This is a genomic window from Pseudomonas sp. DW-iso17 (genome assembly GCF_058725345.1).
This window is the reverse complement of sequence record NZ_JBZXEA010000007.1, coordinates 84,272-104,395: the sequence shown is the minus strand read 5'-3', so window position 1 is coordinate 104,395 and position 20,124 is coordinate 84,272. Positions and strand designations below refer to the sequence as shown.

The window sequence follows — 20,124 nt, the reverse complement described above, 5'->3', positions numbered from 1 at the left end:
CGCGAAGAGGCCCTCACTGCCGACCGCTAATTCAGTTCGTTCAAATCCCCTTGAACACCCCCGGCCGCTTCTCGACCATCGCCCGAACACCCTCCTTGGCATCTTCACTGTTGAGCAGTTTATCCACCATGGGCGGCAGCGCGGCGGCTGCCACAGCCTCACCCTCCATACGCGCCAGCCGTGCCGACATCAACGTGGCCTGTACACCCAGCGGTGCCTGGCGCGCAATGCGGTTGGCCAACTCGATGGCGCGGGGCAACAGGTCTTCACTGGCCATCACTTCCTGCACCAACCCCAGGCGCAGGGCTTCATGGGCGTCGAACTCGTCGCCGGTGAGCAGCCAGCGCATCGCATTGCCCCAGCCGGCAATCTGATGAAAGCGCAATGTCGCGCCGCCAAACGGGAAGATCCCGCGTTGCACCTCCATCTGGGCAAAGCGGGTATTGCTGGCGCAGAGGTTGATATCCGCCGCCAGCATCAATTCGATACCGATCGTCAGGCAATAACCCTGGGCGGCGACGATCACCGGCTTGCTCACGCGCGGGCCGGCAAACACCCCCCACGGGTCGCACCCTCCCAGCGGCGGTTGCCAGCCACCCGCCATCACGCTGCTGACATTGGCCAGGTCCAGCCCGGCCGTGAAGTGGTCGCCATGGGCAAACACCACGGCCACCCGTGCGTCATCGTTTCGATCAAATTCGCCGTAGGCCAGGCTCAGCGCATTGAGCAAATCCAGGTCGAAGGCGTTGCGCTTGGCCACACGGTCCAGGCCCAGCAATAGAACATGACCCTCAAGTGCGCGGCTGACACGGCTACTGCTGGCTTGATTCATGGGGTGTGCCCTCGGGGCGCGGGTAAGGTTTCAGACCAAAGGGTCTCAGCGGGTGGGTGAACCGTTTAAGCTCGATGACCAACAGGGCCGGGCCTTTGAAAAATAGACCCTGGCGCACGGATCTGCAAAGCGCGTGATGCAGTGCGGTTTATCGGTGCCTGGCGATAAAAAAAGCTCCCTTTTTCAGCTATTTCCGGTATAGTGCGCGCCGGCCTTTAACCGGGCCGCGTTTAGGTAGCGCAATTCCCCGAAGTCAGCTTCGGCTGCACGTCCGCACAGCGGACTCTTCCTTGACGAATCTTTTTCATTCATTCGTTTTCGCAAATCCCCGCCGACAAAGCAGCCAGGGCGACTCTTGAGTCTCAACACGGCATGCGCAGCTTTGGAGCATGGGTCTTTGCGGATGCACTTAGAGGCAGACCCATGACCCAGGAAACCGGCGGCTTCGCCGCTTTTAATCTTAACCCGAATATTCTTGCAGCCGTCGCAGCGACCGGCTACGAAGAACCTTCGGCGATTCAGCAGCAATCGATCCCGATCATCATGGCCGGTAAGGACATGATTGGCCAGGCGCAAACCGGTACCGGCAAAACTGCCGCGTTCGCCCTGCCTATTCTGCACTGCATCGATCCTGCCAAGCGCGAGCCGCAAGCCCTGATCCTGGCGCCAACCCGTGAGTTGGCGCTGCAAGTAGCAACCGCCTTTGAAACCTACGCCAAGCAAATGCCGGGTGTAACTGTTGTGGCCGTTTACGGCGGCGCGCCTATGGGCCCACAACTCAAGGCAATCCGTAATGGCGCACAGATCGTTGTCGCCACTCCGGGCCGTCTGTGCGACCACCTGCGTCGTGACGAAAAAGTCCTGTCGACCGTGAACCACCTGGTTCTGGACGAAGCTGACGAAATGTTGAAGCTGGGCTTCATGGATGACCTGGAAGTCATCTTCAAGGCGCTGCCAGCGACCCGTCAGACCGTACTGTTCTCGGCTACCCTGCCGCAGTCCATCCGTGCCATTGCCGAACGCCACCTGCGCGATCCGGAGCACGTGAAGATCCAGACCAAGACCCAGACCGTTACCGCGATCGAACAGGCTCACCTGTTGGTTCACGCTGACCAGAAGACCTCGGCTGTATTGAGCCTGCTGGAAGTCGAAGACTTCGACGCGCTGATCATGTTCGTGCGCACCAAGCAAGCGACCCTGGACCTGGCCAGCGCCCTGGAAGCCAAAGGCTACAAAGCCGCTGCGCTGAACGGTGACATTGCCCAGAACCAGCGTGAGCGCGTGATCGACTCCCTCAAGGATGGCCGTCTGGACATCGTTGTAGCGACCGACGTTGCCGCCCGTGGCCTCGACGTTCCACGTATCACCCACGTGTTCAACGTTGACATGCCTTACGATCCAGAGTCCTACGTTCACCGTATCGGCCGTACCGGCCGTGCCGGTCGCGAAGGCCGTGCATTGCTGCTGGTGACTCCACGTGAGCGCCGCATGCTGCAAGTGATCGAGCGTGTTACCGGCCAGAAAGTTGCCGAAGTCCGCCTGCCGGATGCCCAGGCCGTTCTCGATGCGCGCATCAAGAAACTGACCAACAGCCTGGCGCCACTGGTGGCAGACGCTGAATCGACCCACGGCGACCTGCTGGACCGCCTGACTGCCGATATCGGTTGCACCCCGCGTGCCCTGGCTGCAGCTCTGCTGCGCAAAGCTACCAATGGTCAGGCCCTGACCCTGGCAGCCATCGAAAAAGAACGTCCACTGGTTCCGAACAGCGCGCCACGCGGTGATCGTCCAGAGCGTTCCGGCGACCGTCCAGACCGTGGTGATCGCGAGCGTCGCGCTCCAGTGCCTTTGGCTGAAGGCCGTGCTCGTTGCCGTACCGCGCTGGGTGCGCGTGATGGTATCGCGGCCAAGAACCTGCTGGGTGCTATCCTCAACGAGGGTGGCCTGGCACGTGAAGCCATCGGTCGCATCCAGGTGCGTGACAGCTTCTCCCTGGTGGAGCTGCCGGAAGACGGCCTGGAAAAACTGCTGGCCAAGCTCAAAGACACTCGCGTTGCCGGTAAGCAGCTCAAGCTGCGTCGCTACCGCGAAGATTGATCTGCCCTTGGGCTGATTGATCGCACATAAAAAATCCCCGACTGGTTCGGGGATTTTTTTTGCCTCATGTTTTAGTCTCCGAGGCGATCAACTGTGGGAGCTGGCTTGCCTGCGATAACGGTGAGTCAGCAAGCCAGTGTGTGACTGATACACCGCTATCGCAGGCAAGCCAGCTCCCACAGATGTGGCGGTGTCAGCCAAAACGATAGATATCCATGCCCAGGGCGCCCAGAGTGAAGCCCTGATGCGCCACACTGAAATCACCCCCGGCACCCCGCGCAAAGTACAGCGGCAGCAAATGCTCATCGCTGGGATGGTTGCGCACGGCATGTGGCGCCTGGCGCCGATAGTCATGCAAGGCGGCGTCGTCATTGGTCGCCAGTTTTTCGACCACCCAGTCGCGAAACTCCCGCGCCCACGGGGTGATCGTTTCCGGCCCGGCGCGCCAATCCAGTTCGCCCAGGTTATGAGTGATGCTGCCGGAGCCGATCAACAGCACGCCCTGTTCGCGCAGGCTGGCGAGCGCATGCCCGACCTGGGTTTGCAGGGCGGGGCCCAGGCGGCTGGGCAAGGAAACTTGTACCACTGGAAGGTCTGCTGCCGGATACATCAGCGACAGCGGGACCCAGGTGCCGTGGTCGAAGGGACGTTGCTCGTCAATACGTGCAGCCAGACCGTCGGCGTGCAGCAGCTCGACGATCTCACTGGCCAGCTGTGGGTCACCCGGCGCGGGGTATTGCACCGCAAACAACTCGCGCGCAAAGCCGCCAAAGTCGTGCCAGGTTTCCGGTGCAGTACCGCCGCTGACCAGCAGTTCCGGGCTTTCCCAATGCGCCGACACCACCACAATGGCTTTGGGGCGGGGTAGCTCGGCAGCCAGGCGCTGTAGCGCGGGGCCACTGGCGCCGGGTTGCAAGGCCAGCATGGGCGAGCCGTGGGAGATAAACAGGCTGGGGAGCATGAGCGGGTCCTGAGGGTTAAGATAACGCCATCTTCAATCAGATCATTGATCTAAATCTAATATAAGTTTTAGCGCCTTTTGATCGAATTTTCGGAGTGATTCATGCAGCCTGAATTTTGGCAGGACCGCTGGGCGAGCAATCAGATCGGTTTCCATCAGCGCGAGGTCAATCCCTACTTGCGACGGCACTGGCCCGTGTTGGGGTTGCCCGAGGGGGCAAAGGTGCTGGTGCCGTTGTGTGGCAAAAGCCTGGACTTGGTATGGCTCGAGAGCCAGGGGTACCCGGTAATGGGCGTGGAGCTGTCGGAGCAGGCGGTTGAGGCGTTCTTCAGCGAGCAGGGGCTGGTGCCGCACGTCAGTCATAAGGGCGTCTTCAAGGTCTACCAGGCGGGCCAGATCGAACTGTGGTGTGGCGATTTCTTCAGCCTGGATACGCAGGCGCTGGTCGGTTGCCGCGGCGTATATGATCGCGCCGCGTTGATTGCATTGCCTCCGCTGATGCGTGCGCAATACGCCGAGCACCTGAATGCCTTGCTGCCGTCAAGCTGCCAGGGGTTGCTGGTTACCCTCGATTACGACCAGGCGCAGAAAGCCGGCCCACCCTTTGCTGTCTCGGACGAGGAAGTGCAGGTGCTGCTAGCACCGCATTGGGCGTTGGAGCGGCTGGAGGAGCGAGACATCCTGGGGGAGAGCTGGAAGTTCGTGCAGGACGGAGTGACTCGCCTTGAAGAGCGTGCTTATCGGCTGACCAGGCTCTAAAAGGCCTTTTCCTTTTGTAGGCGCGAGCGGGGAAATCAGCAGGCACAAAAAAGGGGCGATTAGATCGCCCCTTGTCGAGTCATCCGGCTATCAGCCGCGGCGACGCAATGCGTCAATCCGCTCTTCCAGCGGCGGGTGGCTCATGAACAGGCGAGCCAGGCCCTGCTTGATGCCGCCGTTAATGCCGAAGGCGGTCAGGCTGTCGGGCATATGCACCGGCAGGCCCTGTTCAGAGCGCAAGCGTTGCAGCGCGCCGATCATTGCGCTGGTGCCCGCCAGGCGTGCGCCGGCTTCGTCGGCGCGGAACTCGCGTTTGCGCGAGAACCACATCACGATGGCGCTGGCCAGGAAGCCCAGGACCAACTCGGCGAAAATGGTCGCCACGAAGTAGGCAATGCCGCGGCCTTCTTCGTTCTTGAAGATGACCTTGTCGACGAAGTTGCCGATGATCCGCGCGAAGAACATCACGAAGGTGTTCACCACGCCCTGTACCAGCGCCAGGGTGACCATGTCGCCGTTGGCCACGTGACCGATCTCGTGGGCCAGCACCGCCTTGACTTCATCGGGCGAAAACCGCTCCAGCAGGCCCTGGCTCACGGCCACCAGCGCGTCGTTCTTGTTCCAGCCGGTCGCAAAGGCGTTGGCCTCATAAGCCGGAAAGATCCCCACTTCGGGCATTTTGATGCCGGCTTCTTGAGACAACTGTTCCACGGTTTGCATCAGCCATTGTTCATGGCGAGTGCGGGGTTGAGTGATGATCTGGGTGCTGGTGCTCATCTTCGCCATCCACTTGGAGATGAACAGCGAAAACAGCGAACCGGCAAAACCAAAGACCGCACAGAAAATCAGCAGCTGATTGAGGTTCAGATCAACCCCATTGGCCGCCATGAACCCGTTGAAGCCAAAAAGGCTCAGGGTGACGCTGGCAATCAGTACGACCGCCAGGTTAGTGGCCAAGAACAGCAGGATGCGCATCATGGTTGTAGAATTCTCCTCATGCTTAATATGTCGCTCACTGCGGGGTATATAAGGTGCGGCATGGGGTGATTCAACCGGGGGACTATTTCAAACTGTGTCCTACGCCTCGGGCGTAGGGCCTTGAAGGGATTTTCCGACCTGTATCGTCAGCCCTTATCAACCCGATACTACCTCGCCGCCCCGTGATTATAAGGGGTACGTCCTCGGCAGGGGCCAAATGAAGTACAACCGCAAGTAAGTGACGCAGAAGTGTTGCCAGATAATCGCTGTACGACCCCAAGTGAGTCGTACAGCGTCAATGGCCTTACTGGCGATAGGACTTCAGGAAGTTGCCGATGCGACCAATGGCCATTTCCAGGTCATCCACGCGTGGCAAGGTCACTACGCGGAAGTGATCCGGCCATGGCCAGTTGAAGGCGGTACCTTGCACGACCAGCAGTTTTTCCGACAGCAGCAGGTCGAGCACGAACTTCTCATCGTTGAGGATCGGGCAGACTTTCGGGTCGATCCGCGGGAACGCATAGAGCGCACCCATGGGCTTCACACAGCTCACGCCGGGGATAGCGTTGAGCAACTCCCAGGTGCGGTTACGCTGCTCCAGCAGGCGGCCTTGAGGCAAGACCAGGTCATTGATGCTCTGGTAGCCGCCGAGGGCGGTCTGGATCGCGTGCTGGCTCGGTACGTTGGCGCACAGGCGCATGTTGGCCAGCATGTCGATGCCTTCTATATAGCTTTGCGCATTGTGCTTGGGCCCGGAGATGGCGATCCAGCCGGAGCGGAAACCCGCCACGCGGTAGGACTTGGACAGGCCATTGAAGGTCAGGCACAGCAGGTCCGGGGCCAGGGAGGCGGTGCAGATATGCACGGCGTCATCATAGAGGATCTTGTCGTAGATCTCGTCGGAGAACACCACCAGGTTGTGCTGACGCGCCAGTTCCAGCATGCCCAGCAATACTTCCCTGGAGTACACGGCGCCGGTGGGGTTGTTCGGGTTGATGATCACCAGAGCCTTGGTGTTGGGAGTGATCTTGGCCTTGATGTCGGCCAGGTCCGGGAACCAGTCGGCGCCCTCATCACACAGGTAATGCACCGGGTGGCCGCCCGCCAAGGTCACGGCGGCGGTCCACAGCGGGTAATCCGGGGCTGGCACCAGGACTTCATCGCCGTTGTTGAGCAATGCCTGCATGGACATCACGATCAGCTCGGACACGCCGTTGCCCAGGTAGATGTCCTCGATGCCGACACCTTCGACCTGCTTCTGCTGGTAGTACTGCATCACCGCCTTGCGCGCGCTGAACAGGCCTTTGGAGTCGCTGTAGCCCTGGGCGGTCGGCAGGTTGCGGATCACATCCTGGAGGATTTCGTCCGGCGCTTCGAAACCAAACGGCGCCGGGTTGCCAATGTTCAGCTTGAGGATGCGATGGCCTTCCTCTTCCAGGCGTTTGGCGTGCTTGAGCACCGGGCCGCGAATGTCATAGCAGACGTTGGCGAGCTTGTTCGATTTGCTGACCTGCATGGCGATGTGATCCTGAAAATGAACGATCCCGACGGCGTAGGCACTACCGTAGGGTGAAGCCTGCACGGCCCGCACCCATAAATACGTTTGAATGCCGATGGCGCGGGTGCCAGACTGGCGTTTTGAAGAGGCGCAATCATACGTGCCGTCTGATCCATGGAAAAGACACAGATCAGGGTTTTTCAGTTGCCGAGGTGTACCGATGGAAAAGTTGCAGAAAACTGTAGATGAATGGAAGGCGATGCTCGATCCGGAGCAGTACAACGTGTGCCGTCTCAAGGGTACCGAGCGACCGTTCAGCGGCAAGTACAACGCCACCAAGACCGACGGCGTCTACCACTGCATCTGCTGCAACGAGCCGCTGTTCGATTCCAAGGCCAAGTTTGATTCCGGCTGTGGCTGGCCCAGCTTCTATGAGCCGATTGCCGACAGCGCGATGGTCGAGATCCGCGATGTCAGCCACGGCATGATTCGTACCGAAGTCACCTGTGCCAAGTGTGATGCACACCTGGGGCATGTGTTCCCGGATGGTCCGCCGCCGACGGGCCTGCGCTACTGCATCAACTCGGTATGCCTGGAGCTGGTGCCGCGCTAGGCTTGCATGGTCCCTGCAGGAGCGAGCGTGCTCGCGAAGAACGTCAACGATAACGCGGGTTTTTCTGAATGAACGCGGCGCCTGATAGTTTTCCGCGAGCAAGCTCGCTCCTACAAATAAGGCTCTTTTTTCCTGACTGAGGCATTGCCATGAGCGACTCCCTGCTGAGCATCCCTTGCACCACCATAAAGGGTGAACAAAAGACCTTGGCCGATTTTGCCGGCAAGGCCATTTTGGTGGTCAACACCGCCAGCAAATGCGGCTTCACCCCGCAGTACAAGGGCCTTGAGCAGCTTTGGCAGCAATACAAGGACCAGGGCCTGGTGGTGCTCGGCTTTCCCTGCAACCAGTTCGGCAAGCAGGAACCGGGCAACGAAGGCGCGATATCCGAGTTCTGCGAGCTGAATTTCGGCGTCAGTTTTCCGCTGTTCAAGAAAATCGACGTCAATGGCAGCGATGCCCACCCGCTGTTCGTGCAGTTGAAAAAACAGGCCCCGGGACTACTGGGTTCCAAGAACATCAAGTGGAACTTCACCAAGTTCCTCATCGGCCGTGATGGCCAGCAGGTCAAGCGCTTTGCGCCAACCACCAAGCCCCAGGACTTGACCCAGGAGATCGAAGCCCTGCTCAAATGACCTAAGCATTGCGGGTACCCCTCAGAGGCTGATGGTCTTCGGTACCCACAGCTCCAGCAAGGCGTTGAGTTCTTCCCGGCGAAACGGCTTGGCCAGGTAATCGTTCATTCCCGCGGCCCGGCAACGCTCGCGTTCTTCGGCCATCGCGTTGGCGGTCAAGGCCACGATGGGCAAGTCCGGCCACCGCCCGCTGCGACGAATCTGTCGGCTGGCCTCATAGCCATCCATCACGGGCATGTTGCAGTCCATCAACACCATATCGAAGCGCTGATCCTCCAGCAGCTTGAGGGCTTCGCCACCGTGGGCCGCGACGATCACCTCGCACCCGAGCTTGCTGAGCATGCCCTTGGCCACCAGTTGGTTGACCGCGTTGTCCTCCACCAGCAGGATGCGCGCGCGGTGCGCAAGCGGTGCGGCTTCTATCTGCACCGGATCGAGGACCAGTTGCGCGTCGCTGCGCAGGTTGCGTTGCAGGATCTGGTACAGCGCATTGCGGCTCAACGGGCGGGCTTGTTGCTGCAGCGGCGCCAGGGCCGCGACTTCAGCGCTGGGCAAAAAGTTGCCGTAGGCGGTGACCAGCAGAATCGGCGCGCTGATGCCCGGGCGCAAGCGGAACAGGCATTCAGGGCAGTCGGTGATCAACAGGTCGGGCGCCAGCCCGCTCAGATCATCGTCCTGGGAGTAGCAGCGCGGCGTCAGCCCCCAAGAGGGTAGCAGGGTGGTGAGCAGCTCCGTCAGCCCGCCGCCGGCGTTGGTGATGGCGATCACCTCGCCGGTGAGCGGTGCATAGCGTGTGGCAGGCAGATGCGCGGGCAGCGGGAGGTCGGCGCAGAACTGGCTGCCAAAGCCCACCTCCGAGCTGATACTCAAACGACCTTGCATGGCTTCGCACAGGTTATGGGTCAACGCCAGGCCCAATCCCGTTCCACCAAACTGGCGGGTGATGCCAGCGCCGGCCTGGGTGAATGGTTGGAAAATTTTCACTTGGGCTTCCTGAGCGATACCAATGCCGGTATCGCACACTTCGATGCTGACCCTGCCTGCCGAGGCGCGCAGGCGCACGTCGACGCGGCCAAAGCGGGTGAACTTCAAGGCATTGGAGAGCAAGTTGCTGACGATTTGCCGCACACGGGTTGGGTCGCCGATCACCTGGGCGGGAAATCGCGGGTCGATCAGGCAGGTCAACTCAACACTCGGCGCCGCGTTTTGCGACAGCAGGTTGGCGGTGTCCTCCACCAGGGAGCCCAGGTCGAACGGAATATGCTCCAGCTCCAGTTGCCCAGCGTCGAATTTGGACAGATCGAGGATATCGTTGAGCAACTCCACCAGCACTTTACCTGAGTCATGGGCAATGGACAGTTGCTGGCGCTGTTCGGCAGTCAGCGGGCTGTCCAGTGACAGGGCAATCATGCCCAGCAGCCCATTGAGTGGCGTGCGGATTTCATGGCTCATATTGGCCAGGAATGCCGCCCGCGCCTGGGCCATGCCCAACGCCGTCATTTTCGCTGCTTCCAGCTCATCGTTGGACTGGCTCAAGCGTTGGTTGCTGGCCTTGAGTTCAAGGGTGCGCGCCGAAACGATATTTTCCAGCTGCCCCAGGTACTCCGTGAGGCGGTCTTCGGCGTGGCGCCGTTGCTGGATCTCGGTTTCCATGTTTTCAAATTGCTGGTTAGCGACATTGACCAGCACGCCGATTTCATCGTGTTCATGCCCTGCGGGGCAATCCAGTCGCGCCTGTTTGCGTGTGCTCAGTTCGCGAATAATGCGCACCAGCGGTTGGGTGAGCATCACATAGAACAGGCCCAGCAAAATCCCGGTGAGCAGCAGGCTGCGGGCGAAGCCGTTGAGCAGGGTGATCTCGGCGCGATGCAGGAAACGGCTGCCAAAGGCATAGGTATCGACGTCCAGGCGTAGCACACCCAGGGAGTCGTTGGGCATATGGCTGAGAAACAGCCGGTCTTCAAACTGGCGATTGGCCCCAAACAGAAAATCGCTGACGGGCCGATAGTTGCTTTCTTTGCGCGGGCGGTTGACGTCGGCCAGCACCACGCCATTGTTGTCGATCAACTGCGCGCGGATGATGGCAGGGGAGTGCAGCAGGCCCAGGGTCAGTTCCTGGGCGAGTTCGGCATCGATGTTGTAGGCGATGCGTGACGCCGGGTTATGGCTGATTTCAATCAGTGAGCGTATTTCACGGTTGATGGATGCGTCTTCGCTGGCATAATCAATGCCGATTTGGATCAGGCTGAGCAAGGTTCCCAACACGAAACCGACCAGCACAGTCAATCTGGCTTGTTTATAAGACAAGCGGTGGGCGAACTTGATATCCATCGAGTGTTGAACCACTTAGCGTTTCCCTTCGCCCGGCAAGCATAGCTGAACATCCACAAGCTTTGGCTTGCCCGGCATGAATCGTTTGTTTGATGCAGCCCATGCAGTGTGCCGCAGGGTTGCCAATACGCCATCTTTTGCAAGAACTTGCCAGAGGAATAGCTGTGGATTCTCGATTGAATGCCTTTCTTGAGCGTGCCGATGCGGTGCTGGCTCGCCTGGAACCGTTGTTACCCGCACCGCGCCAAGCGATCGACTGGAACCAATGCCTCGCCGCCCGTTGGCAGCGCGAAGGCCGCAATGGCTTCCTGTTGCCGCTGGAGGTCAGCCTGGACATGCGCTTGTCGGACCTGATAGGTGTCGACAAGCAACGTGAACAACTGGCGCGCAACACCCAACAGTTCCTCGACGGTTTGCCCGCCAACCATGCGCTGTTGTGGGGTTCGCGTGGCACCGGCAAGTCTTCCATGGTCCGTGCCTTGCTCGCCCAGCACGCCAACGCGGGCCTGCGCTTGATCGAGATCGAGCGTGACCACCTGGCGGACCTGCCGCGGGTGGTCGAGCAACTGATCAAGCTACCACAACGCTTTATTTTGTTTTGCGATGACCTGTCGTTCGAGGCCGGCGAAGGTGACTATCGGGTGCTCAAGAGCGTGCTGGATGGCTCCCTGGAGCAGGCGCCGGAAAACGTGCTGCTGTATGCCACGTCCAACCGTCGCCATCTGGTGCCGGAAAACCAGAGCGACAATGACAACTGGAAACGCGTGGATGGCGAGTTGCACCCGAGCGAGGCGGTTGAAGACAAGATTGCCTTGTCGGATCGTTTTGGTTTGTGGTTGTCTTTTTACCCGTTTAGCCAGGAGCATTTCCTGGATGTGGTGGAGCACTGGATCGGTGAGCTGGCCAGCAAGGCCGGCTTGCAGTGGCAGCGCGATGAACAGCTTGATGTCCTCGCGGTACGCTGGGCCACTGGGCGCGGCAACCGCAATGGTCGGTGTGCCTATCAATTCGCCCGTTACTGGGTAGGTCTCAAATTGCTGGAACGTCAACCATGATCGATCTACAACAGGCCGGCAGCGGCCTTGATGGCTATGCCATGCTGTGCGCGCAACTGGAGTCGCTGTTGGCTGATGAACGCGATTTTATTGCCAACAGTGCGCAGTTTTCCGCGTTCCTGTTCAACCAGCTGGATGACTTGAACTGGGCGGGTTTTTACCTTAATCGCAATGAAGAGCTGGTGCTTGGGCCATTTCAGGGGCAAATCGCCTGTGTGCGCATTCCGTTCGGTCGTGGCGTGTGTGGTGCGGCTGCGGCAACGCGGCAAACCCAGCGCGTGGAAGATGTGCACGCATTCCCAGGCCATATTGCCTGCGACAGCGCTTCGAACAGTGAATTGGTGGTGCCCTTGGTCAAGGACGGTCAATTGATTGGCGTCCTTGACCTCGACAGCCCGTCCTTGGCCCGGTTTACCCCCCAGGACCAGGTGGGGATCGAGCGTTTGGCGGCGATTTTCCTGCGATTGACCGACTGCTGAAGCGGCGGGTGTTTATGCTGGTAGCGCAAGGAGCGCGTTTGCTCGTTCCTTGGGCTACCGGCTGTTGCACTTATTGGCCTGGCAGCTCATCCAGCTGAACCTGCAACATCTTTTCCAATTCCAGCATGAGTTGTTCCAGGGCCTTGATGCCGCTTTCGATCACCGCCCACTCCTCATTGCGAGAGCAGGTTTGCTCCAAGGCTTCGCATTGCCCCGCCAATGAGTGGGCTTGCACGATACGGGCCGCGCCTTTGATCTTGTGAGCTTGCTCGATGATTTCTGAGGGGGGCGCGTGTCGATCCAGCAGTTCGATAAGCAGCTGGCGGTCGTGAAGGCTGCTGCTCAGCAGTTCCTCCAGCAAGCGTCGACTCAAGTGGGGATCACCGCCGGTCAGCGCTTCCAGGCATTCGAGGTCCAGCCGTGGGTGCACGGCTTTAGGGACAATGTGTGTCAGTTGGCGCTCCAGCACGGTAAGGCTGATGGGCTTGAACAGGCAGTCATCCATGCCGGCTTGCACGCACCGTTGCCTTTCCTCTGGCTGGGCGTTGGCGGTAAAGCCCAGTACCACGCAGGGCACCAATTGCTCGCGCTGCTCATACTCACGGATTGAGCGACTCAGTTCATAGCCATTCATGATGGGCATATTGCAGTCGGCAATCACTAAGTCGAAATGCTCTTTACGCCAGGCCTGGAACCCCGCCGCACCGTGCTCGGCAGCGGTGAATTTATGGCCCAGGTAGCCCAGCTGCTGGCACATCAGCAGGCGGTTCGCCGGGTGATCGTCGACCACCAGTACATTAAGCATCAGTGCGGTAGCCGGCTTTTGCGGCGTCTGGTCACCTACCGGCTGGACCGCTTGCAAGCGGGGCATGCTCAGGTTGACGTGCACCTGGGTGCCCACCATGGGCACGCTGCTCAGGCTCAGTTGGCCGCCCATCATCGCGCACAGGCTGCGGCAGATCACCAGCCCCAGGCCCGCACCACTACGGGCCAGTTGCCCGGAATTGTCTGCTTGCGCAAAGGGTTCGAACAGGCGTAGTTGGTCCTCCCGACTGATGCCGATGCCGGTGTCTTCCACCACCAGTTTCAGCTCGATCTGCTCCGGTGCCTGGGTAGGCTGCAGTTCAACCTTGATCTTGACCTGTCCCTGTTCGGTGAACTTGATCGCGTTGCTCACAAGGTTCGAGAGCACCTGCTTGAAGCGCAGCGGGTCTATCAGCACCTCGATATCGTTAAGGTCGGGCTTGAACTCCAGCAGCAGGCTGAGGGTTTTTTGCCGTGCAAGACCGTCGAACACGCGCACCACTGATTCAATGACCTCCCGCAGGTTCACGCGCTCCGGCGCCAGGCTGAGGCGGCCCGACTCGATACGCGCGATGTCGAGGATGTCACCGATCAGTTCCAGCAGGTCTCTGGCCGAGTTGTACGCCACTTCGATTGCCGGACGGTCAAGATGCCCTTGATCGGCGCGCTTGAGCGTCAGTTCGAGCATGCCGATCACGGCGTTCATCGGGGTGCGAATCTCGTGGCTCATGGTGGCCAGGAACGTGCTCTTGGCGCGATTGGCCTCGTCGGCACGCTCCTTGGCGGCGCGCAGTTCATCGAATAGCTGGCGTCGGTCACTGATATCGATCCAGCCACCGATGATGCCTTGGACTTCACCCGTGGAGTCGCGGTAAGGCAGGATCCAGTGATAGATGGTCAGTTTCCTGTCGTGGATATGCAGGCTGCGATCGAGGATCAGCGGGTTGCCCTCGGCCACCACGCGCAGATAGTCAGCATGGTACTGGGCCGCCTCCGACTCCAGGGCCATGCTCATCTGGGTCACGCTTTTGCCGATCACGTCTTCACGCTTGACGTCGAACACCTGCAGGTAGCTGTCGTTGCAGGTCTGCAGCAGGCCATTGCGGTCGCGCACGTAGATCGGATGCGGCGTCTCATTGACCAGCGCGCGCATGAACTCGAACTGATCGTTGAGGGCGCGTTCGGCCATTTTTCGATGCTTGATCTGGCGCCGCATGTAGGCGTTCCAGGCCAAGGAAATTAACAGCAACAGGCCGGTGCCGATGATGATGCGCGCGATCAACTGATGATAGTTTCGCCAGTAACTGTCGGACGCGGCGGTGTAGCCCCGCCAGCGGCTGTTGATCACGCCCATTTCATCCGGGGCAATGCTGAGCAGGGCCTTGTCGAGGATCGAGCTCAACTCCGTGGCTTGGCGCGAGGTGGCCAGGGTGAATGTTGCGGGGGTGGTGCCGATGCTGGCGCTGATTTGCAGGCGGTCCTGGAAAACCTGGGAAGACAGGAAGTAGTTGGCGATCACCAGGGTGTTCACGGCCCCATCTACTTGTCCCTGTGCGAGCAGCTCGGATGCTCTGAATGTATCACTGGTTTCCACCAGGTGAATCTCAGGAAAGTCCTTGGTCAAGGTTGCGGCCAGGGGGTTACCCTGGGTTATCGCCAGGCGCTTTCCGGCCATTTGCTCCATGTTCGACGGCGCTCCTGGCTCTTTGCGCGTCAACAGCACATAGGAGTTTTCGAGGTAAGGGCGGCTGAAATTAAGTTGTGGGTCTCGCTCGTTGCTGGGAACGATGGCCCCGATCATATCGACTTTCTGGGTCGCGACCTGGTCGATCATCGCGTTGACGTCGCGCCCACGTTGTACCGAAAAACGCAGGCCGGTGCGCAGGCGGATCAATTCCAGCAGGTCCGCGGTGATCCCGCGAAAGTTGCCGTCCGCATCGAAAAATGTCAGTGGCGCGAAGGTTTCGTTGACGATGACCCTCACCACCGGGTGGTCTTTGAGCCAACGCTCTTCGCGCTGGGTCAGTTGCAGTTTCTTGTCGGTCAGCAGGATATCGCTGCCGGCGCTCCAACGCTTGGCGATGCTCTCCCGTTCATTGATGGGCACCGAAGCCAGCGCTGAATCGACAATGCTCAAGAGCATCCGGTTGTCCTGACGCGTGGCAAAGCTGAAGCCATAAGCTTCATGCTTGCCGAAGTTGGCCATGCGAATGTTTTTGAGGTAGCCCTTGTTGATCATGTAATGGGTGGAAATGGTGTCACCGAGAAACACATCCGCCTGGTCGAAGGCCACTGCATTCAAGGCATTCTGATAAGAGGGGTAGGCGCGGATGATCGCCTTGGGGTACAGCTTTTCCACCTCATTAAGCGGCAGGTAGTGATAGACAAGGCTCAGGCGCAGCCCGTCGAGGCCTTCACTGAGGCTGCGGGTTTCTCCCTCGCGTGTGACCAGGACTGGCTGGTCTACCGCATAGGGTTCGGAGAGGATCAGATTCGGCGTTGCAGCCTCAAAGCCGTTGGAGGAGCCCAACAAGTCGATTTCCCCGGCTTCCAGGGCGCGAATGGCAGCCGCCCGGGACGGGTAGCGCATCACAGTGATGGGCAGGGAGAGTGCCTTGGCCAGCAATCCCGCGTAATCGGCGGTAAGGCCTTCATAATCATGTCCGCTGGACGTGAGGTCAAAGGGTGGGTAGTCAGGACTGGATGTACCCAGCGTTAGTTCACGTTTGTTATGCAGCCACTGGCGCTGGGCCTTGTCAAAATGAGTGTCCAGTTGTACAGCTCCCGCACGACTCAAGAGGGTGAAGCGTTCCGGGCTGGTTTGGTGCTCTGCCAGCACAGTTGTGCTGAAGTACAAACCGGCACTTAATATAATCAGATAGTCCTTTATACGCCTGGGCATCCGCTTTCTCACACTAGCGCGTTTCGTTTTGCCAACTCGATGAGGTCGACCAAGGATTTGGCTTGGAGTTTTTGCATTAATCTTTTCTTATAAGTACTGACGGTCTTGTTACTCAGGAACATACCTTTGGCGATTTCCTTGTTAGTGCGACCTTGTGCAAACAGTTGCAGCACCATCAGCTCCCGGTCGTTGACGGTCTTGAACAGTTCCAGCTCCTGAGCATCCATGCCTTCCGTTCCGGGGCCATTCAAGGCCTGGCTGGGGAAGTAGTTGTAGCCGGATAGCACCGCGCGGATGGCGCTCAGCAACTCGCTCAGGTCACCCTCCTTGCACACATAGCCCTCTGCCCCCGAGCGCATGCACCGCGTGGCAAACAACGTCGGACATTGAGCCGTGAGGACCAGGGTTTTCATCGAGGTGTTCATGGCGTTGAACCGGCAGAGCACCTCAAGGCCATCAAGTTTCGGGATGCTGATGTCGAGAATCACCAAGTCTGGAAGGCATTCACGCACCATCTGTATGGCATCGCACCCGTTATCTGTTTCGCCGACGACTTTGTAACCTTCATGTTCCAGCAACATTCGAATGGCAAGCCGGATAACGGGATGGTCGTCGATAATAAAAACTGAGTTCATAGTCACATTCCATGCAGGTGCAGATAAAGCGGGCACATTAGCTCAGAAGGTGAGTCCGCAGTATGAAGCTCGCAAGGAGTAGATGCAGAACAGGAAAGTTCCTACATTTAAAAAGGTATAGACCTACAAGTTGTTAGGTAATCGTGACAAGGCATGTGAGCGTTTCGAGGTCGATCATGACAAGACGCAAGGCTGGGGAATTTACGGCGGGCCTCGTATCTATTTTCGTTGAAAGGAATGTTTAAAATCCTACATGAGGGGGTCGAAAGTTAAGCCGATTAATATTTCAAGATCATCTTTGTTCAAAGGTTTTGGCAAATAGCCAAGGAGGGGGAGATTTCGTTGCGCGGCTTGTGTCGTCAGGTTGACCAGTTCTGGCGTAGGTAAGCCGCTCAACAGGATGGCACTGCTGATGAAGCGTCGGCGGCTGGCGATTTCCACCAGTTCAAGCCCAGGCAGGTCTGGCAGGCATTGGTCGCATAACATCAGGTCGAAAGGGTGTTCGGACTGGCTCATCGCGCGTATGGCCTGCTCGGCATTTTCCACCGCGGTCAGTTGGTCGAAGCCGAAACTTCTGAGCAGGCATTGGGTGGCCAGGAGTTGAAAGGGGTGATCCTCCACCAAAAGAATACGGAGAGAATAGCTGGGCATAAAGAGCACACAGTAAGGCAAGCGTCGATGGGGGCAGTAGGAATGACTCGGCTGGTCCGTTGGGAGCGCGCGTGATTATTCTTCGAGTGTCTGTACGAATTCGATCAGGCCGCTCTGTTCCCGTCGTAGGGCAATTCGCTTCAGGGAACAGGTTGCCTGATGAAGTCGTTATTGGGGGCCGGAGCGCCCGGTCATTTCTCGTGCCATTTCGGTGGCGTAGCTGTCGGTCATACCGGCGATGAAGTCGATCATCCGCAGGAACGAGGCGTGCAGTGACCAGGCGGGGTCTGGCGCGCTATTGCCTAGCAGGTCGAGAATGCGCCGGTTCTTGAACGACGGGGTGCGCCCGCCATGTTGTTCAAGGGCCGCGCCGCAGAAGGCGTTCAGCAGGATTTCCAGGGTGGTGTAGGCCCCGATTTCATGCAACGTCTTGCGCTTGTCCTGGAAGATTTTCTTGCGCGCCATGTCCTTGGCATCCAGCACGCAGCGCTTTGCCGGGCCGTGCATGTGCTCCACCAGATCCCCCGGCAGCGTGCCGGCCAACAGGGCGTCCTGTTGTTCGACGAACGCCTGCGCCGCTGCGTTGGTCAGGTGCTCGATGGCTTTGCCGCGCAGGATCGCCAGCTTGCGGCGGCGCGAGTCCATTGGCCCCAGTTGGCGATAGGTTTGTGGCAGATCATCGCCGACCAGGTCCAGCAGCAATGACTCGACTTCGGCGTACTCCAGCAACTCCATTTCCAGGCCGTCTTCCAGGTCGATCAACGCATAGCAGATGTCGTCGGCGGCCTCCATCAGATACACGAGCGGGTGACGCGCCCAACGTTGTTCCTCCAACTGAGGCAACCCCAGCTTGTGGGCGATTTGCTCAAGAATCGGCAGCTCGCTCTGGTAACAGCCAAACTTGTGTTTCTTGTAGCCCAGCGAGTCGGCGTGGCGGGCGGTCCAGGGGTATTTAAGGTAAGTGCCCAAGGTGGCGTAGGTCAGCCGCGTACCGCCGTCGAACTGATGGTATTCAAGTTGGGTGAGCACCCGAAAACCCTGGGCATTGCCTTCGAAGTTAAGGAAGTCATTGCGTTCGGCGCTGCTCATGTCATCCAGCCAGCCGCGCCCGGCGGCCTGTTGGAACCAGTGGCGAATGGCGTCTTCGCCAGAGTGCCCGAACGGTGGGTTGCCGATGTCATGGGCCAGGCAGGCCGATTGCACCACCATGCCCAGGTCGCTCGGGTCGCACCAGTCGGGCAGGGCGCCGCGCAGGGTTTCGCCTACGCGCATGCCCAGGGAGCGCCCCACGCAGCTGACTTCCAGCGAGTGGGTCAAGCGTGTGTGGATATGGTCGTTGCTCGTCACCGGGTGTACTTGGGTCTTGCGCCCCAGGCGCCGGAACGCGCCAGAGAAAATAATGCGGTCGTGATCTTTGTGAAAGGGACTGCGGCCCAGTTCTTCAGGGCTGTGCAGGGGTTTTCCAAGACGTTCGCGGGTCAACAGGGTGGGCCAATCCAAGGCAGAGGCTCTCCGTAGGGTGAATGACAGCGCCAGCTTCCCGGTTCGGCCTTTATGGGGCAAGCGAATCCAGCGGTCGGCCGCGTCAGTATCAATTAACAGGCAGCGCAAAAAACCGCAATGACCAGCAGGTGTCTGGTCGTTGCGGTCATTGGCTTTCGAAGGTCAGCTTTTGCGCGAAGCGCCTTGCATGGCCAACTTGATCAGTGGGATCAACCCGGCACCCAGCCGCACCAGGCGCGTGATGCTGCTGATACTGCCGCCCTTGGCGCCCTTGCCGGTAAAGAAGCCCATCAGCGTGACCGCCGCCACGCCCCACAACGGCGCGTGCTTGATGCCCAGGCTGTCCTGCCAGTTGTGGCGCATATTGCGCATTTTATGCAGGGGCGCCATGAGTTGTTGGGACTCATGCCGGATTTCCTGGCGGTGCATTTCCATGCGCAGGCGGATCAAGGCTTTGCGCATTTCCCGGCGTGACGTATTTTGCGGGATCTCAGTCATGCTCATGGCAGCAGGCGCTCCCGGTCATTGGCCAGTTCTTCGAGCGTGGCATGGAAGGGCGTGGACTCATCGAATACCGCCGCCTTCAAGCGCACGCCGCAGAACGCAGCGGCCAGGCTATAGAACACGCAGAGGCAGATGATGCCGGTCAGGCGATAGCCCGTGTCCCACACCAGGATCATCACCAGCGTCGACAAGCCCACCAGCAACAGCAGGGCAAACACCAATGCCAGGCCGGCAAACAGCAACAGGCTGACGGTACGGGCCTTTTGCTCTTGTAATTCAATGCCGAACAACTCGACATGACTGTGCAGCAAGCCCAGCACAGCTGCGCCCAGGCGTCGGGAAGTTGAACCGCTTGCTGAGGAATGTGCGCTCGTGGATGAGCTGGATTCGCCGATAGACATGGTTAGCGCCTTGTAGCCAATAGACCGATCAAAAAGCCTACGCCGGCAGCAATGCCGACTGACTGCCATGGGTTGGCTTGCACGTAGTCTTCAGTGGCAGTGATCGCCGCCTGGCCGCGCTCGCGCAATGAGTCTTCGGTCAGTTGCAGGGTCTGGCGGGCCTTGAGCAGGCTCTCGTGGATCTTGGTGCGCAGCTCGTCAGCCTGGTCACCGGCCAGCACGGCAGTGTCGTCCAGCAGCTTTTCGGTATCGCTGACCAGGGTTTGAAAATCCTCCATCAGTATCTCTTGAGCAGTCTTTGCTGTTTTACCGGCCATGGTTATCTCCGTGGGTAGCTGATCTGTACGTGTGGTTTCGAGTCGCGGCGTTCGCTGAAGGTTCACTGCAATTGTGTGGTACAGCTTTTGCTTTGCCTTGGTGCGCAGGCCCTGGAGCCTGCGCTGAATCCGGGCGGTCGAGGTGAAAACCTTGAAAAACCTTACCCTA

18 protein-coding genes are annotated in these 20,124 nt (G+C 59.2%); 6 read left to right on the top strand and 12 right to left on the bottom strand.

Translation table 11 applies throughout. The annotated features are described in order from the left end of the window. Positions 1-40 precede the first annotated feature (40 nt). The gene (locus AC4PS6_RS06200; protein WP_014717676.1) at positions 41-832 is read right to left on the bottom strand and encodes a crotonase/enoyl-CoA hydratase family protein; all 792 of its coding nucleotides are present in this window, start codon (positions 830-832) and stop codon (positions 41-43) included. Between the two features lie 423 nt (positions 833-1,255). Here AC4PS6_RS06200 and AC4PS6_RS06195 point away from each other — a divergent pair, with 423 nt between their 5' ends. After that, complete coding sequence (locus tag AC4PS6_RS06195; protein ID WP_014717677.1) at positions 1,256-2,929, top strand: DEAD/DEAH box helicase; 1,674 nt, start codon at positions 1,256-1,258, stop codon at positions 2,927-2,929. Between the two features lie 193 nt (positions 2,930-3,122). Here AC4PS6_RS06195 and AC4PS6_RS06190 read toward each other — a convergent pair whose 3' ends face one another. After that, positions 3,123-3,890 carry a DODA-type extradiol aromatic ring-opening family dioxygenase gene (locus AC4PS6_RS06190; RefSeq protein WP_336827066.1) on the bottom strand — a complete coding sequence of 256 codons (768 nt, stop codon included), beginning with the start codon at positions 3,888-3,890 and terminating at the stop codon, positions 3,123-3,125. A gap of 102 nt (positions 3,891-3,992) precedes the next feature. On the opposite strand from AC4PS6_RS06190, the gene AC4PS6_RS06185 reads away from it, so the two are divergent. Further along, complete coding sequence (locus AC4PS6_RS06185) at positions 3,993-4,649, top strand: thiopurine S-methyltransferase (RefSeq protein WP_492180754.1); 657 nt, start codon at positions 3,993-3,995, stop codon at positions 4,647-4,649. 90 nt (positions 4,650-4,739) lie between these two features. Here AC4PS6_RS06185 and htpX read toward each other — a convergent pair whose 3' ends face one another. Beyond that, positions 4,740-5,627, bottom strand: a complete 888-nt coding sequence (gene htpX, locus AC4PS6_RS06180) for a protease HtpX (RefSeq protein ID WP_003189904.1) — start codon at positions 5,625-5,627, stop codon at positions 4,740-4,742. A 304-nt stretch (positions 5,628-5,931) separates the two neighbouring features. Continuing rightward, the gene (locus AC4PS6_RS06175; protein ID WP_003209058.1) at positions 5,932-7,143 is read right to left on the bottom strand and encodes a pyridoxal phosphate-dependent aminotransferase; all 1,212 of its coding nucleotides are present in this window, start codon (positions 7,141-7,143) and stop codon (positions 5,932-5,934) included. Between the two features lie 202 nt (positions 7,144-7,345). Here AC4PS6_RS06175 and msrB point away from each other — a divergent pair, with 202 nt between their 5' ends. Next, positions 7,346-7,738 (top strand): peptide-methionine (R)-S-oxide reductase MsrB, encoded by a 393-nt coding sequence (gene msrB, locus AC4PS6_RS06170; RefSeq protein ID WP_014717680.1) that lies wholly within the window; start codon positions 7,346-7,348, stop codon positions 7,736-7,738. A 149-nt stretch (positions 7,739-7,887) separates the two neighbouring features. Continuing rightward, a complete protein-coding gene (locus tag AC4PS6_RS06165; RefSeq protein WP_014717681.1) occupies positions 7,888-8,373 on the top strand; it encodes a glutathione peroxidase in 486 nt (161 codons plus the stop codon). Between the two features lie 21 nt (positions 8,374-8,394). On the opposite strand, the gene AC4PS6_RS06160 is transcribed toward AC4PS6_RS06165, so the two are convergent. Then, complete coding sequence (locus AC4PS6_RS06160; RefSeq protein WP_014717682.1) at positions 8,395-10,704, bottom strand: hybrid sensor histidine kinase/response regulator; 2,310 nt, start codon at positions 10,702-10,704, stop codon at positions 8,395-8,397. Positions 10,705-10,868: 164 nt separating this feature from the next. On the opposite strand from AC4PS6_RS06160, the gene AC4PS6_RS06155 reads away from it, so the two are divergent. Both AC4PS6_RS06155 and AC4PS6_RS06150 read left to right on the top strand, forming a co-directional pair. Beyond that, complete coding sequence (locus AC4PS6_RS06155; RefSeq protein ID WP_019820351.1) at positions 10,869-11,759, top strand: ATP-binding protein; 891 nt, start codon at positions 10,869-10,871, stop codon at positions 11,757-11,759. After that, positions 11,756-12,238, top strand: coding sequence for a GAF domain-containing protein (locus AC4PS6_RS06150; RefSeq protein WP_014717684.1), 483 nt, complete (start codon positions 11,756-11,758; stop codon positions 12,236-12,238). The genes AC4PS6_RS06155 and AC4PS6_RS06150 overlap by 4 nt, the downstream gene beginning before the upstream one ends. A 70-nt stretch (positions 12,239-12,308) precedes the next feature. Here AC4PS6_RS06150 and AC4PS6_RS06145 read toward each other — a convergent pair whose 3' ends face one another. The 7 genes from AC4PS6_RS06145 to AC4PS6_RS06115 all read right to left on the bottom strand — a co-directional run bounded on the left by AC4PS6_RS06145 (position 12,309) and on the right by AC4PS6_RS06115 (position 19,955). After that, positions 12,309-15,944 (bottom strand): transporter substrate-binding domain-containing protein, encoded by a 3,636-nt coding sequence (locus AC4PS6_RS06145; protein ID WP_492180753.1) that lies wholly within the window; start codon positions 15,942-15,944, stop codon positions 12,309-12,311. 8 nt (positions 15,945-15,952) lie between these two features. Then, positions 15,953-16,579, bottom strand: coding sequence for a response regulator transcription factor (locus tag AC4PS6_RS06140; RefSeq protein ID WP_014717686.1), 627 nt, complete (start codon positions 16,577-16,579; stop codon positions 15,953-15,955). A 249-nt stretch (positions 16,580-16,828) separates the two neighbouring features. Beyond that, positions 16,829-17,230, bottom strand: coding sequence for a response regulator (locus tag AC4PS6_RS06135; protein WP_014717687.1), 402 nt, complete (start codon positions 17,228-17,230; stop codon positions 16,829-16,831). Between the two features lie 168 nt (positions 17,231-17,398). Beyond that, a complete protein-coding gene (locus AC4PS6_RS06130; protein ID WP_014717688.1) occupies positions 17,399-18,730 on the bottom strand; it encodes a deoxyguanosinetriphosphate triphosphohydrolase in 1,332 nt (443 codons plus the stop codon). Between the two features lie 165 nt (positions 18,731-18,895). Beyond that, positions 18,896-19,237 (bottom strand): hypothetical protein, encoded by a 342-nt coding sequence (locus AC4PS6_RS06125; protein ID WP_014717689.1) that lies wholly within the window; start codon positions 19,235-19,237, stop codon positions 18,896-18,898. Next, positions 19,234-19,638 carry a phage holin family protein gene (locus AC4PS6_RS06120; protein ID WP_005786473.1) on the bottom strand — a complete coding sequence of 135 codons (405 nt, stop codon included), beginning with the start codon at positions 19,636-19,638 and terminating at the stop codon, positions 19,234-19,236. Before AC4PS6_RS06120 ends, AC4PS6_RS06125 begins: the two co-directional genes overlap by 4 nt. Before the next feature lie 2 nt (positions 19,639-19,640). Then, positions 19,641-19,955, bottom strand: a complete 315-nt coding sequence (locus AC4PS6_RS06115) for an ElaB/YgaM/YqjD family protein (protein ID WP_019820355.1) — start codon at positions 19,953-19,955, stop codon at positions 19,641-19,643. Positions 19,956-20,124: the final 169 nt, after the last annotated feature.

Excerpts from the sequence above, each read along its gene's own strand:
- AC4PS6_RS06200 (WP_014717676.1), bottom strand. The coding sequence starts at position 832 with ATGAATCAAGCCAGCAGTAGCCGTGTCAGCCGCGCACTTGAGGGTCAT.
- AC4PS6_RS06195 (WP_014717677.1), top strand. The coding sequence starts at position 1,256 with ATGACCCAGGAAACCGGCGGCTTCGCCGCTTTTAATCTTAACCCGAAT.
- AC4PS6_RS06190 (WP_336827066.1), bottom strand. The coding sequence starts at position 3,890 with ATGCTCCCCAGCCTGTTTATCTCCCACGGCTCGCCCATGCTGGCCTTG.
- AC4PS6_RS06185 (WP_492180754.1), top strand. The coding sequence starts at position 3,993 with ATGCAGCCTGAATTTTGGCAGGACCGCTGGGCGAGCAATCAGATCGGT.
- htpX (WP_003189904.1), bottom strand. The coding sequence starts at position 5,627 with ATGATGCGCATCCTGCTGTTCTTGGCCACTAACCTGGCGGTCGTACTG.
- AC4PS6_RS06175 (WP_003209058.1), bottom strand. The coding sequence starts at position 7,143 with ATGCAGGTCAGCAAATCGAACAAGCTCGCCAACGTCTGCTATGACATT.
- msrB (WP_014717680.1), top strand. The coding sequence starts at position 7,346 with ATGGAAAAGTTGCAGAAAACTGTAGATGAATGGAAGGCGATGCTCGAT.
- AC4PS6_RS06165 (WP_014717681.1), top strand. The coding sequence starts at position 7,888 with ATGAGCGACTCCCTGCTGAGCATCCCTTGCACCACCATAAAGGGTGAA.
- AC4PS6_RS06160 (WP_014717682.1), bottom strand. The coding sequence starts at position 10,704 with ATGGATATCAAGTTCGCCCACCGCTTGTCTTATAAACAAGCCAGATTG.
- AC4PS6_RS06150 (WP_014717684.1), top strand. The coding sequence starts at position 11,756 with ATGATCGATCTACAACAGGCCGGCAGCGGCCTTGATGGCTATGCCATG.
- AC4PS6_RS06145 (WP_492180753.1), bottom strand. The coding sequence starts at position 15,944 with ATGCCCAGGCGTATAAAGGACTATCTGATTATATTAAGTGCCGGTTTG.
- AC4PS6_RS06140 (WP_014717686.1), bottom strand. The coding sequence starts at position 16,579 with ATGAACTCAGTTTTTATTATCGACGACCATCCCGTTATCCGGCTTGCC.
- AC4PS6_RS06135 (WP_014717687.1), bottom strand. The coding sequence starts at position 17,230 with ATGCCCAGCTATTCTCTCCGTATTCTTTTGGTGGAGGATCACCCCTTT.
- AC4PS6_RS06125 (WP_014717689.1), bottom strand. The coding sequence starts at position 19,237 with ATGAGCATGACTGAGATCCCGCAAAATACGTCACGCCGGGAAATGCGC.
- AC4PS6_RS06120 (WP_005786473.1), bottom strand. The coding sequence starts at position 19,638 with ATGTCTATCGGCGAATCCAGCTCATCCACGAGCGCACATTCCTCAGCA.
- AC4PS6_RS06115 (WP_019820355.1), bottom strand. The coding sequence starts at position 19,955 with ATGGCCGGTAAAACAGCAAAGACTGCTCAAGAGATACTGATGGAGGAT.